The sequence below is a fragment of the Mesorhizobium sp. C399B genome (genome assembly GCF_030323185.1).
Classification (GTDB): Bacteria; Pseudomonadota; Alphaproteobacteria; order Rhizobiales; family Rhizobiaceae; genus Mesorhizobium.
The window spans coordinates 3756733-3770123 of the sequence record NZ_CP100472.1; the positions used below are offsets into that span (position 1 = coordinate 3756733).

The following is a 13391-nucleotide window of genomic DNA, read 5'->3' on the forward strand; positions in this document are numbered from 1 at the left end:
GCCCTCTTGACTTCCAGCCGATTCAATGGCGAGATCAAAAAGACCAAAGCGCTTTGGAAGACTCTTCGAAAGGTTGCGGTTCCTTTCTGAACGAGTCACAGTCCTGCAGCGTCGGCGGGCGGAATGGAGGTTCCGCCCGGGTGTATGTGTCCACACTGGGAGGAATACCGATGAAGAAGATGCTTCTGCTTGGCGCAGCGTTTGCCACACTCGCCTTGTCCCTGCCGGCGCAAGCCGAACTGAAGTTCAAGCCCGGGGAAGACAAGCGCTTCAACTGGGCCAATTACGAAGAGCTGAAGAAGGTCGATCTCAAGGGCGAGACGCTGACCATCTTCGGGCCCTGGCGCGGCGAGGACGAAGGCCTCATCCGCACTGTTCTCGAATATTTTCAGGAAGCCACCGGCGCCGAGATCAAATACTCCTCGTCGGAAAATTACGAACAGCAGATCGTCATCGATACCCAAGCCGGCAGCCCGCCCAATATCGCCGTACTGCCGCAGCCGGGCCTGATCCAGGATCTGGCGTCCAAGGGCCTTTTGACGCCGCTGGGCGACGACACCGCCAAATGGATCAAGGACAATTACGGCGCCGGCCAGTCATGGGTCGATCTCGGCACCTTCAAGGACAAGGACGGCAAGCCGGGCTTCTTCGCCTTCCCCTACAAGGCCGACGTGAAATCGCTGGTCTGGTATTCGCCCGACAATTTCGAGGAAGCCGGCTACAAGGTTCCCAAGACCCAGGAAGAGCTCGCCGACCTCGAGAAGAAGATCATCGCCGACGGCGGCACGCCGTGGTGCATCGGCCTCGGCTCAGGCGGCGCTACCGGCTGGCCGGCGACCGACTGGGTCGAAGACATCATGCTGCGCACCCAGACGCCCGACGTGTATGACAAGTGGGTAAAGAACGAGATCCCGTTCAACGATCCGGCGGTGGTCAACGCCATCGACATTTTCGGCAAGATCGCGACCGACGACAAGATGGTCGACGGTGGGGCCAAGGCGGTTGCCGCGACCGACTTCCGCGACAGCCCGAAGGGCCTCTTCTCGGTGCCGCCGAAATGCTACCTGCACCATCAGGCATCGTTCATCCCGACCTTCTTCCCGGAAGGCACAAAGGTTGGACAGGACGCCGACTTCTTCTACTTCCCGCCCTATGCATCCAAGCCCGAGCTGGGCACGCCTGTGCTCGGCGCCGGCACGCTGGCCATGATCACCAAGGATTCGAAGGGTGCACGCGCGTTCATCGAATTCCTGAAAATGCCGCTGGCACATGAAATCTGGATGGCCCAGGGCGGCTTCGTCACGCCGCTCAAGTCGGTCAACAAGGATGCCTATGCCAGCGACGCGCTGAAGAAGCAGGGCGATATTCTCGCCAATGCCTCGACCTTCCGCTTCGACGGTTCGGACCTGATGCCGGGCAAGATCGGCGCCGGCGCCTTCTGGACCGGCATGATCGATCTGGTCGGCGGCAAGTCGGCGCAGGATGTCGCCACCGACATCCAGAAGAGCTGGGACGCTATCAAGTAGTCAGCTGGCAAGCAGTCAGCTGGCAAGCAGTCAGCTGGCAAGTAACCACTGCCAAGTAATCAGCCGCTTTGGCGGCAAATTCAGGACTTCCTCCACAGACTGGATCCGGGCCGCTATGGCCCGGATCCGACCGGCGCCTTACGCCGGACCGATTTGCGTTCGTTCGTTTCAGAATAACTTAAATCGGCGCAGAGCCACATCGCCAGGGCTGTTCAAGGCCCGGCCGATCATGCGCAGGGAAGAGGGACCCATGGCTGCTCAGATCTTATCGGCCATTTTTGTCATCATCATCGGCGTCGGCGGCTGCGTCGCCTATTTCTGGGGCGCCAACAAGCTGGTCGACCTGATATTCCCGTCGCGCGGCGTGGCCGGGGCTGCGGCCATCGACAATCTGCGCCGGCAAGGACTGGTCCGTCCGTGGCTGTTCGTCGGCCCGGCGATGATCATCCTCACCGTCTACCTGATCTATCCGGTGGTGGCGACGCTCTGGCTGTCCTTCCTCGACCGCGGCGGCCAGCATTTTGTCGGCTTCGCCAACTATGAATGGGCGTTCGGCGACCGCGAGTTCCGCAACTCGATCCTCAACAACATCATCTGGCTGGCGGTGGTGCCCGCTGCCTGCACCTTTCTAGGGCTGATAATCGCCGTGCTCACTGACAAGATCTGGTGGGGCACGATCGCCAAGAGCCTGATCTTCCTGCCGCTGGCGATCTCCTTCGTCGGCGCTAGCGTGATCTGGAAATTCATCTACGAATATCGCGGCGAGGGCCAGACGCAGATCGGTCTGCTCAACGCCATCATCCAGTATTTCGGCGGCCAGCCGCAGGTCTGGATATCGCTTCCGTTCTGGAACAATTTCTTCCTGATGATCATCCTGATCTGGATCCAGACCGGCTTTGCCATGGTCATCCTGTCTTCGGCATTGCGCGGCATCCCCGAAGAGACGCTTGAAGCCGCGGTCATCGACGGCGCCAATCCGTTCCAGATATTCTGGAAGATCATGGTGCCGCAGATCTGGGGCACCATCGCCGTGGTCTGGACGACGATCACCATCCTGGTGCTGAAAGTGTTCGACATCGTGCTGACCATGACCAACGGCCAGTGGAACAGCCAGGTGCTGGCCAATCTGATGTTCGACTGGATGTTCCGCGGCGGCGGCGATTTCGGCCGCGGCGCCACCATCGCCATCATCATCATGATCGCGGTCATCCCGATCATGGTCTGGAACATCCGCCAGGCGAACAAAGAGACGGGAGGACACTGAGATGGCCGTCGCGACCGGGAAGTCCTTTGCCAGCCGCTTCGGCGTCCACATCGCCGTGCTCGTCTTCGTCGCCATCTGGACCGTGCCGACGCTCGGCATCCTGGTCTCGTCGCTGCGCGACAAGGACCAGATCATCGCCTCGGGCTGGTGGAACTCATTCTCCAGCTCCAGCCAGACTGAAGCCGGCCGCCTGCCGCCGGCCTCGGCGCAGGTCGAGAAGGACGGCAAGTTCGTGCTTGCCGGCAATATCTTCGGCGACGGTGCTGCGCGCAACATCAGCGCCTTCGGCGTCAAGTCGGCGGCACCGACGCAATATCCGGCCGGCACCACTGCCGATCTCGGCGACGGCGTGACCTTGCAGCTCAATGCCGACGGAACGTTCGTCATGAGTTCGCCCAAGGCTTTCGAAGGCGACCGTGGCCAGCGCGTCTATTACGCCTCGTCGGCGCCACCGAAATTCACCACCGACAATTACAAGACCGTGCTGTTTTCGGAGGGCATCGGCCGCTCGTTCATAAACTCGCTGACCGTCACCATCCCGGCGACGGTCATCCCGATCCTGATCGCCGCCTTCGCCGCCTATGCATTGGCGTGGATGCGTTTTCCCGGCCGCGCCTTGCTGATCGCCACAATCATCGGCCTGCTGGTCGTGCCGCTGCAGATGTCCTTGATCCCGCTTTTGAAGATCTACAACGGCGTCGGCATCTTCTTCGGTGTGCCGTCGAAAACCTATCTCGGCATCTGGCTGGCGCATACCGGCTTCGGCCTGCCCTTCGCCATCTATCTCCTGCGCAGCTATATTGCCGGCCTGCCGCGCGAGATCATGGAATCGGCGCGCATAGATGGCGCCAGCGATTTCGAAATCTTCGTCAAGATCGTGCTGCCGCTGTCCTTCCCGGTGCTGGCGTCCTTTGCAATCTTCCAGTTCCTGTGGGTGTGGAACGATTTGTTGGTGGCAATGGTTTTCCTCGGTACCGAAGGGGACCAGATCGTGCTGACCGCGAAGCTCAACGCGCTGCTCGGCTCGCGCGGCGGCGACTGGGAAATCCTGACGACATCGGCCTTCGTCACCATTATCGTGCCGCTGATCGTGTTCTTCTCGCTGCAGCGCTATTTCGTCCGCGGGCTGCTGGCCGGCTCGGTCAAAGGAGGTTGAGACTTATGCAAGCCGCTTTGAAGGCGACCTCGAAGCCCGATCTCGCCGTCGATCGCGACTGGTGGCGGGGCGCGGTGATCTACCAGATCTATCCGCGCTCCTATCAGGACTCCAATGGCGACGGCATCGGCGACCTCAAGGGCATCATCCGCAGGCTGCCCTACATCGCCTCGCTCGGCGTCGACGCCATCTGGATTTCGCCCTTCTTCAAGTCGCCGATGAAGGATTTCGGCTACGATGTGTCGGACTATTGCGACGTCGACCCGATGTTCGGGACGCTCGCCGATTTCGACGCGCTGGTTGCGGAAGCCCATCACCTCGGCCTCAAGGTGATGATCGACGAGGTGCTGTCGCACACCGCCGACAACCATCCATGGTTCAAGGAGAGCCGCGGCAGCCGTAGCAATCCCAAGGCCGACTGGTATGTCTGGGCCGACGCCAGGCCGGACGGCACGCCGCCCAACAACTGGCTGTCGATCTTCGGCGGCTCGGCCTGGCAGTGGGACACCAGCCGCCAGCAATATTACCTGCATAATTTCCTGTCCGAGCAGCCCGATCTCAACTTCCACAATCTGGAAGTCCAGGACGCGCTGCTCGACGTCACCCGCTTCTGGCTGGAGCGCGGCGTCGACGGCTTCCGCCTCGACACCATCAATTTCTACTTCCACAGCCAGGGGCTGGAGAACAATCCGCCGCTGCCGCCCGAAGAGCGCAACGACCAGACAGCACCTGCGGTCAATCCCTACAACTACCAGGACCATATCTACGACAAGAGCCGGCCGGAAAACCTTGCCTTCCTCGAACGGTTCCGGGCGCTGCTCGACGAATATCCGGCAACCGCCGCAGTCGGCGAAGTCGGCGATTCGCAACGCGGGCTGGAAGTGGTCGCCGCCTACACCGCCGGCGGCAAACGCGTCCACATGTGCTATTCCTTCGATTTCCTGGCGCCGGAAAAGATCAGCGCCGCCAAGGTGCGCGAGGTGCTGGAAGCCTTCGGCAAAGTCGCCAGTGACGGCTGGTCGTGCTGGGCCTTTTCCAACCACGACGTGATGCGTCCGGCCTCGCGCTGGGCCGCCGACGAGGCCGACCCGGCCGCCTATCTGAAGGTTATCTCGGCGCTGCTGATGTCGCTGCGCGGTTCGGTCTGCCTCTATCAGGGAGAGGAGCTTGGGCTTGGCGAAGCCGAGTTGCAGTTCGAGGATCTGCAGGACCCCTACGGCATTCGCTTCTGGCCCGAATTCAAGGGCCGCGACGGCTGCCGCACGCCGATGGTGTGGGATGCAACCGCCAGCAATGCCGGCTTTTCGACGGCCAAGCCCTGGCTGCCGGTGCCGGGCAAGCACTTGTCGCAAGCGGTCAATGTTCAGCAGGGCGACGCGGCCTCGCTGCTCGAGCACTACCGGCGCTTTCTCGGTTTCCGCCGCCAGCATCCGGCCCTGGCCAAAGGCGACATCGAGTTCATCGAAAGCGAGGGCGACACCGTCGCCTTCACCCGCCGTGAGGGCAATGAGCAGATCGTCTGCGTCTTCAATCTGGCCAGCAAGCCGGCCGAGGTCGATCTCGGTGGTCAGGCGTTGCTGCCATTGGCCGGGCACGGTTTTTCGGGACAATCCGGCACAGGTTCCATCCGCCTCGGCGGCTACGGCGCCTGGTTCGGGCGCATCGACTGAGTTTTTGACGAAACTGGATTTTTTGAGGAAATCCAGGTTCTCTAGGGAAATCACTGGGAGGAAATTATGGCCGATGTCACGCTGAGACAGGTGAAGAAATCATACGGCAATCTGCACATTCTCCACGGCATCGACCTCGACATAAAGTCGGGCGAGTTCATCGTCTTCGTCGGCCCGTCGGGTTGCGGCAAGTCGACCTTGCTGCGGTCCATCGCCGGGCTTGAGGAGATCACCTCCGGCGAGCTGAAGATCGCCGGCGAGGTGGTGAACGACGTGCCGCCTTCCAAGCGCGGCATTGCCATGGTGTTCCAGTCCTATGCGCTCTATCCGCACATGACCGTCTACGACAACATGGCCTTCTCGATGAAGATCGGCAAGGAAAGCAAGGCCGAGATCGACAAGCGGGTGCGGCAGGCCGCCGAAATCCTGCAGCTGACCAAATATCTCGACCGCCTGCCCAAGGCGATGTCGGGCGGCCAGCGCCAGCGTGTCGCCATCGGTCGCGCCATCGTGCGCAATCCGAAAGTGTTCCTGTTCGACGAGCCGCTGTCGAATCTCGACGCGGCGCTGCGCGTCGCGACCCGCATCGAGATCGCCAAGCTCAAGGAATCGATGCCTGCCACGACCATGATCTACGTCACCCACGATCAGGTCGAAGCGATGACGCTCGCCGACCGCATCGTCGTGCTGAAGGATGGCCATATCGAGCAGGTCGGCACGCCGATGGACCTCTACAAGAAGCCCGGCAATCTGTTCGTTGCCCAGTTCATCGGCTCGCCGGCCATGAACATCCTGCCGGCGACAATCGACAGGACGGGCAACCCGACAATCGTCAGCCATGTCGGCGGCCGCAAGGCAACGGTGCCGATCGCAACGCCGGCGTCAGCAAAGGGTGCGGCAGTCAGCTTCGGCGTGCGGCCGGAGGATCTGTCGGCCGCCACCGGCGCGGAATATCTTTTCGAGGGCGTGGTAGACTATGTCGAGCAACTCGGCGAGGTGCAGCTTGTCTATGTCGATATCGGCCGCGCTGACCTGCCGTTGGTGACCAAGCTGCCCGGCAATGTCGAGGTCAAGCGCGGGGCAAAGCTGCGGCTGACCGCGGATGCCGGGGACCTGCACATCTTCGACGCCGATGGGCACTCCTTCTCGCTCAAGCCGGTGGAAGTGAAGGCGGCTTGAGATAGCTGCGTCGTACAGGCATGAAAAAAGAGCGGCGGGCCAGGCCCGCCGCTCTTTTTTTAAGCTTCGGCTGTTAGTTGTTGCCGAACCGATCCCTGTCGCTGCTCTGAGGAACGAACTTCTGTTGGTCGTCCGACGAGTTCAGCAGCTTGTAGAGCGCCGAGTTGGTGCCGGTCGACGAAGTGCGGGTGGTGTCGACGGCAGCGGCCGGCTGGTTGGCGCCATTGGAGCCATAATTGTCGCTGCCGGCAAAGGCAGCGCTCGAAACAGCCAGAACGGCTGCGGCGGCGAGAACGATCTTCTTCATTTTAGTCTCCTGAATTTTTCTGATGCCGCCAGCTGCAGCGGATAAGCCCGCCACGTGCTGGAAACCGGCTTTAGCGGCCGAAAAGGTTACGGTCGGCACCGTGGGCAGGCGCCTGCTCGGCTGGAGCCGACTTCTCAACCGAAGCCGTATGGCCACTATCGGTCGACGTAATCGCAGGCTGGTTGGCGCCGTTCGAACCGTAGTTGTCGCTGCCGGCGAAAGCGCTGCCGGAGATGGCCAAAACGGCGGCGGCAGCAAGGATGATCTTTTTCATTTCAAATACTCCTGAATTTTTTGGGATCCCGAGAGCGACGGGTTAGCCGCCCTTCTTTGGTCGGGATCAGCGATTGCCGTAGAGGTCGCGGTCGGCGCCCTGAACGACAGGCTGCTTGTCAGCGTGCGCCGGCTTCTGAATGGAAGCCGTATACGAGCTGTCGACCGAGACGGCTGGCTGGTTCGCACCATTGGAACCGTAATTGTCGCTACCGGCGAAGGCGCTGCCGGTGATCGCCAAAACGGCTGCGGCAGTGAGGATGATCTTTTTCATTTTTAGTACTCCAGTTTGTCTGTCCGTCTAGCGGCGTGTCTTGGGAGGAATTCGCGTCGTTCGGACAGCCCCGATGTGGGAAAGCCATAGGCTGGTTTCCAATCACGAAGTTGTTCCGTGTGGACCACGGTCCTGCACCTTGAAATTGTGCCAGGAAGTTCCTCTATGGTCATTTATCGCATTGTTTTCAGTCGCTTATGCCGAACCGAGTGGTTCGCTCCGATGTCGGTTTCCGGGCCGTCGTTCACACCGTCCTGCACGCATTGTCAACAGAAACGAACCGTTCGGTTCGATTAGAGATTGCTAATAGTAACTTTTCGATACCGTTGAGCCCTTTTTGCCCCCGATCGAACTGGATCCGCAGCGATTCGAAACGGCGATGATGGCGTCGCAAGAAACGTCTCAGCTCTTTGACCGGCGGCGGGGGGCGTATGCCGCGCGTGTCGCGCCGCATGGATATGATGTCGCTTTCATGCCGACGTCGCGATCGCTGCCGTGATTAGATGATCGCATCTCAGGTGCCGCTTCGTGACGACGCAGCGGAGAATTGGGAAGCCGGTCAGAATCCGGCGCTGCCCCCGCAACGGTGGTGGAGTTGAAGTCGCAACGGGAGACCACTGGGCAAGAGCCTGGGAAGGTGTCGCGATGGTCCGCAAGGACAACTCCAGAGCCCGGAAACCAGCCCGAGATGCATAGACTCGACTGATCGCGGTGGGCGGTCAAGAGGTGGATAGTGCATGTCCGGCGCCGCGCCGGCCTGCGTCCGATCCTTCCTCCATCACCACCAAGTTCAGTCCTTAAACCACGAGGACAGAACTATGGATACGCGCAACGACATGCTGAGGCTCCTGAACGGCCGCAAGCAAGGCTTTTCGCTGGAACAGCCCTTCTACACCGACCCGGACTATTTCAAGCTCGACATGGAGCTTATCTGGTATCGCGACTGGCTGTTCATCGGCCATGATTGCGAACTGCCGAAGCCCGGCAGCTATATCACCGTGCAGATCGGCGATTATCCGGTGGTGCTGGTCCGCGACCAGAAGGGCAACATCAACGCCTTTCACAATTCCTGCCGCCATCGCGGCAGCCGTGTCTGCAACACTGAGAAGGGCATGGCGGCAAAGCTTGTCTGCCCCTATCACCAGTGGACCTACGAGCTTGACGGCCGGCTGCTGTTTGCCCGCCAGATGGCCGACGGTTTCGACAAGAGCCAGTTCGGCCTGAAGCCCGTCGCCTGCGAGAGCGTCGGCGGCTACATCTTCATCTGCCTGGCGAAAGAACCTGCCGACTTTGCGCCGATGCGCGCCATGATAGAGCCCTACCTCAAGCCGCACCGGCTGAATGAAGCCAAGGTCGCCTTCGAGAGCACCATCATCGAGAAGGGCAACTGGAAGCTGGTCTGGGAAAACAACCGCGAATGCTATCACTGCGCCGGCAATCATCCAGAGCTGTGCAAGACATTCCCCGAAGCGCCGACGGTGACCGGCGTGCAGGGCGCCGACAGCGATCCGGAGATGCTGGCGCACTGGGCGAAATGCGAGGCGGCGGGCCTGCCGAGCAAGTTCCGCATCGATCCGGCCGGGCAATACCGCGCCACCCGCGCGCCGCTGCTGCGCGATGCCGTCAGCTACACGATGTCCGGAAAGCGCGCGGTGACGAAGAACCTGTCCGACACTGTTGCCGCCGACCGCATCGGCACCTTGATGCACTACCACTATCCGACGACCTGGAACCACATACTGATCGACCATGCGGTCACCTTCCGGGTGCTGCCGATCAGCGCCACCGAAACCGCGGTGACGACCAAGTGGCTGGTGCACAAGGATGCGGTCGAGGGGGTCGACTACAACCTTGAGGAGCTCACCCATGTCTGGACCGAGACCAACGACCAGGACCGCCGCATCGTCGAGGAAAACGCCTTTGGCATCCTGTCTCCGGCCTATGAGCCCGGCCCCTATTCGGAGCTGCACGAGGGCGGCGTGATCCAGTTCGTCGAATGGTACGCGGCCTTCATCGGCCCGCGCCTTGCCGAAGGCGGCCGGCCGGCGCTACGCAGCGTCGCGTGAGCTGGAGCAGGCGAAGAGGGACCAGAGGATGAATGCGATGACGGATCTTGGGCTCTATCGCCATCTTGACCAGATGGCGCCGTGGAACGATAGGCTGCAGGTGCTGGAAGTGATCGGCGTCAGCGACGAGGCGCCCGACGTCAAGACCTTCACCTTCCGCTCCGACAACCAGACCTGGTTCCGCTACAAGCCGGGCCAGTTCCTGACGCTGGAACTGCCGACACCGGACGGGCCGCTGATGCGCACCTACACGCTGTCGTCGTCGCCATCGCGGCCGTTTTCGATCGCGGTGACGGTCAAGGCGCAGGCCGGCAGCATCGGCACGCGCTGGATGTTCGACCATCTGGTGCCCGGTTCGCATGTCAAGGCCTACGGACCGGCCGGCGACTTCTCGTTGCACAGCCACCCGGCGGCCAAATACCTGTTCATTTCCGCCGGCTCCGGCGTGACGCCGATGATGTCGATGCTGCGCTGGCTGAACGACTGCGCGCCATGGACCGATGTCGGTTTCGTCAACTGCGCGCGGCGTGCCGAAGAGATCATCTTCCGCAAGGAACTCGAACTGCTCGGCGGCCATATGCCCGGCCTGTCGCTCGGCTTCATGATCGAGGAACGTTCCAGCCGCGAAGGCTGGTACGGCCATATGGGCCGCATCGATGCGATCCGGCTGCCCTTGCTGGCTCCGGACTTCCGCGAGCGCGAAATCTTCTGCTGCGGCCCCGATCCGTTCATGCGCGCCGTGCGCGGCATGCTGGATGCCGCCGGCTTCGACATGACGAAATACCATCAGGAGAGCTTTGCCGCGCCTGTGGTGGAGGAAATTCCGGCGCCGTTTGCCTCCCCGGTCGAGGACGGCATCGCTGCACCTGTCGAAGCCGTGACGCCGATCCGCTTCTCGCTTTCGGAGGTCGACGCCGGCTGCGTCGCCGGCCAGACCGTGCTGCAGACCGCGCGCAGCTCGGGCGTGCGGATTCCCGCCGCCTGCGAGTTCGGCCTGTGCGGCACCTGCAAGGTGAAGAAGGTCTCCGGCGAAGTCGAGATGAGCCACAATGGCGGCATCCTCGACCACGAGATCGATGACGGTTTTATCCTTGCCTGCTGCTCGAAACCATTGTCGGCGCTCGAAATCGAGGCTTGAGCCGGTCGACTTCGCCGCAACGGTCGCCGACGCAGGCTTGTATTCGCGGGTCTTTGTCTTGCCAACCAACGGCCAAGTGATTTAGACGCACTTAGGAAGGGCTTGGCAGACCGTGAAGCCGGCGCATCCCTTCAGGGCGCATGGGACGGGGGACACAGCGATGCAACAGCGGGTCTACGCGGTCGCAAGCAAGGACATCGTTTTCGAATCATTCGATGGCGAAGCCGTCGTTCTCGATCTTTCGAACGGCAAGTATTTCGGCTTTTCCGATTCCGGCAGCCGGGTCTGGCAGGCTTTGTCGTCCGGCGTCGCCACTGAAGCGCTGGTCGGAGCTGCCGCGGGCGCCGCAAAAATAAGCCTGGCCGACCTCGAAAGCTTCGTTGCCCGACTGCTCGATTTCGGGTTGCTTGCGCCAGCCGAAACACCGGCACAACCGCTTTCGGGCGAGCTGTCGTCTGCGCTTGCTGCCAGCAATGAGCCGCTCAAGGTCGATGTCCATGACGACCTTGCCGATCTCATCATTGTCGACCCGATCCATGAGGTCGAGGAACCTCTCGGCTGGCCGGCGGTGAAACAGGCATAATCGTTTCCCTAAAGCGCGTCGCGTTTGAACGGACTCAGGCGACGCGGTTTAGATCTTTGATTTTATGCATGTCGTCGTCTCAAAACCGGGGCCACCCCGAGCGACATGCATCAGGCGACCCGGCGCAATTCTGGACGCTGAACAACCAACACATGCCTTTGATCACGCTGCAAACCCTGCCGGATTATGCCCGCCATGTGCTGGCGGCCGCGGAAAGCGCCGCCGCCTTCTATCCCGTTGCCGCCAGCGTGCGGTTGCCGGGACTGGACCTGAGTGTCCACCTCGACCATGGCACGCTGGCGGAAGCCATGAGCCATGCCTTCATACCGGCCCCGGAAAATCCGTCTGCATCTGACGGCTGCCGCATTTTCGTCGCCCACCCGGCCATCGATGGCGTCCCCGCCCCGGCCACCTGGGGCCGAGGCGATTACAACCATCATGCCTTTGCCAACCGGCTGGAAGAGGCCGGATTGCGCGGCAGCTACTATCATGACCTCGACTTCTGGCAGTTCCATGATCCGCAACGCCATGTCGGGGCGCAGCTGATGATGTCGGCCGACGCCTTTCCGCCATGGGAACAAGGGGCGCCGCTGCGCGCCTTCCTGCATTGGGAATATGCGGCGCGCGGCATGCGGCTCACCCATGCCGGCACGCTGGGCATCGATGGCAAGGGCGTGTTGCTGGCGGGCTCCGGCGGTGCCGGCAAATCGGGAACGGTCGTCGCCGGCCTGCTCAATGGGCTCGATAGCGTCGGCGACGACTATGTGCTGATCGACCGGACCGGGGGGGTGACGGCCTATCCGCTGTTTGCCACGCTCAAGCAGGATCCGGAGGGCTTCAAGCGGCTGAAGCTGGAGGGTCGGCTAAAGTCGTACCAACCGCTGAACTGGCAAGGCAAGCATGCCTTTCGCATCGACGAGATCGCGCCTCGACCACCTCCTGCAAGTCTGGACATTATTGCTTTGATAGTGCCCCATATCAGGGGAGGTGCGAGAAGCTCGGTCATGCCCATATCGCGCAAGGATGCCATGATCGCCTTGGCCCCGTCAGGAATCGTGCAGATGCCGGGCGAGCGGGAAGCGGGCTTTCGCTTTTTCAGCGAGCTTACCCGCGATCTGCCATGCTACCGGCTGTCGCTGGGGACCGAGCCGCGCGAGATCGCCGGCACGATTGCGGATTTCGTCCTTCGGGGCGCTGCATGAAGTTGAGCATCATTGTGCCGGTGTACAATCGGGAGATCTATGTCGTTTCGACGTTGCGGTCCCTGCTCAGGCAACGCGACGATGCCGATCTCGATATCATCGTTGTCGACGACGGCTCGACGGACAGCTCCGTTGAAGCAGTCCGCGCCATCATGCGGGAAGCGTCGTGCATCCGCCTGTTCCAGCAGGCAAACCAGGGCGTGGCCAACGCGCGCAACACAGGGCTGAGGCAGTTGCTGCCGCAAACCGAACTGGTGTCGTTCCTGGATTCGGACGACGTCTCGCCGGCTGGACGATTCAAGGCTGGCCTACCCCTGTTCGCGGCCGACCCTGCGCTCGAGCTGACCTACTCGCTGATGACGCGCGTCGATCTCATGGACGACGAAACCCTGCAGCCGGCACGGGGCGGCGCAGGTCCCACCGTGCGCGGCGTCAGCCTTAGCGCCGGGATACTCCGCAGGGCACTCATCGACCGTACAGGTGCTTTCGACGAGGAGTTCCGGCAGGGCGAAGACGCCGACTATCTGCTGCGCATTTTCGAAACCAGCCCAAAGCACATTTTTCCCGACACCGTCGCGGTATACTACCGGCGCCACCCCGGCAATTTGACCAAGCAAAGGGATGTGGCGGTGCGCGAATATCTGCGTGTGATTCAGAAATCCTTGCGGCGGCGCAAGGCCGATCCGTCGCGGCGCCCGGTCGAGGGGCTTTTCGAGATCAAGCGCCCGGCAGAGTGGTGAAAGAATGAATAGA

The 13391-nt window shown here is 61.7% G+C and carries 13 protein-coding genes and 1 riboswitch; of the genes, 10 read left to right on the top strand and 3 right to left on the bottom strand.

What is annotated here, in order from left to right:
- The first annotated feature begins 170 nt into the window (after positions 1-170).
- The 5 genes from NLY36_RS18105 to NLY36_RS18125 all read left to right on the top strand — a co-directional run bounded on the left by NLY36_RS18105 (position 171) and on the right by NLY36_RS18125 (position 6795).
- Complete coding sequence (locus NLY36_RS18105) at positions 171-1526, top strand: ABC transporter substrate-binding protein (protein WP_023690253.1); 1356 nt, start codon at positions 171-173, stop codon at positions 1524-1526.
- Positions 1527-1776: 250 nt separating this feature from the next.
- A complete protein-coding gene (locus NLY36_RS18110; protein WP_023668891.1) occupies positions 1777-2790 on the top strand; it encodes a carbohydrate ABC transporter permease in 1014 nt (337 codons plus the stop codon).
- A gap of 1 nt (position 2791) precedes the next feature.
- Positions 2792-3946, top strand: a complete 1155-nt coding sequence (locus tag NLY36_RS18115) for a carbohydrate ABC transporter permease (protein WP_023715517.1) — start codon at positions 2792-2794, stop codon at positions 3944-3946.
- Between the two features lie 5 nt (positions 3947-3951).
- The gene (gene bglA / locus NLY36_RS18120) at positions 3952-5616 is read left to right on the top strand and encodes a beta-galactosidase BglA (protein WP_031201799.1); all 1665 of its coding nucleotides are present in this window, start codon (positions 3952-3954) and stop codon (positions 5614-5616) included.
- Between the two features lie 66 nt (positions 5617-5682).
- Positions 5683-6795: an ABC transporter ATP-binding protein gene (locus NLY36_RS18125; protein ID WP_023668888.1), complete on the top strand. Its 1113-nt coding sequence runs from the start codon at positions 5683-5685 to the stop codon at positions 6793-6795.
- 73 nt (positions 6796-6868) lie between these two features.
- On the opposite strand, the gene NLY36_RS18130 is transcribed toward NLY36_RS18125, so the two are convergent.
- The 3 genes from NLY36_RS18130 to NLY36_RS18140 form a co-directional block, all read right to left on the bottom strand.
- On the bottom strand, positions 6869-7102 hold the full coding sequence (locus tag NLY36_RS18130) for a DUF680 domain-containing protein (protein ID WP_023736241.1): 234 nt from the start codon (positions 7100-7102) through the stop codon (positions 6869-6871).
- A gap of 70 nt (positions 7103-7172) precedes the next feature.
- Positions 7173-7376 carry a DUF680 domain-containing protein gene (locus tag NLY36_RS18135; protein WP_023668886.1) on the bottom strand — a complete coding sequence of 68 codons (204 nt, stop codon included), beginning with the start codon at positions 7374-7376 and terminating at the stop codon, positions 7173-7175.
- A 66-nt stretch (positions 7377-7442) separates the two neighbouring features.
- Positions 7443-7649, bottom strand: coding sequence for a DUF680 domain-containing protein (locus tag NLY36_RS18140; RefSeq protein ID WP_023668885.1), 207 nt, complete (start codon positions 7647-7649; stop codon positions 7443-7445).
- A gap of 499 nt (positions 7650-8148) precedes the next feature.
- A riboswitch (cobalamin riboswitch) is annotated at positions 8149-8350 on the top strand.
- A 117-nt stretch (positions 8351-8467) separates the two neighbouring features.
- On the opposite strand from NLY36_RS18140, the gene NLY36_RS18145 reads away from it, so the two are divergent.
- From NLY36_RS18145 to NLY36_RS18165, 5 genes are all read left to right on the top strand, one after another.
- Positions 8468-9715: an aromatic ring-hydroxylating oxygenase subunit alpha gene (locus tag NLY36_RS18145; RefSeq protein WP_023668884.1), complete on the top strand. Its 1248-nt coding sequence runs from the start codon at positions 8468-8470 to the stop codon at positions 9713-9715.
- A 37-nt stretch (positions 9716-9752) separates the two neighbouring features.
- Positions 9753-10853, top strand: coding sequence for an FAD-binding oxidoreductase (locus NLY36_RS18150; RefSeq protein ID WP_023696904.1), 1101 nt, complete (start codon positions 9753-9755; stop codon positions 10851-10853).
- Positions 10854-11013: 160 nt separating this feature from the next.
- The gene (locus tag NLY36_RS18155) at positions 11014-11436 is read left to right on the top strand and encodes a PqqD family protein (protein WP_023696905.1); all 423 of its coding nucleotides are present in this window, start codon (positions 11014-11016) and stop codon (positions 11434-11436) included.
- Between the two features lie 152 nt (positions 11437-11588).
- On the top strand, positions 11589-12638 hold the full coding sequence (locus tag NLY36_RS18160) for a hypothetical protein (protein ID WP_023696906.1): 1050 nt from the start codon (positions 11589-11591) through the stop codon (positions 12636-12638).
- Complete coding sequence (locus NLY36_RS18165) at positions 12635-13378, top strand: glycosyltransferase family 2 protein (RefSeq protein ID WP_023668880.1); 744 nt, start codon at positions 12635-12637, stop codon at positions 13376-13378. Before NLY36_RS18160 ends, NLY36_RS18165 begins: the two co-directional genes overlap by 4 nt.
- Positions 13379-13391 lie beyond the last annotated feature (13 nt).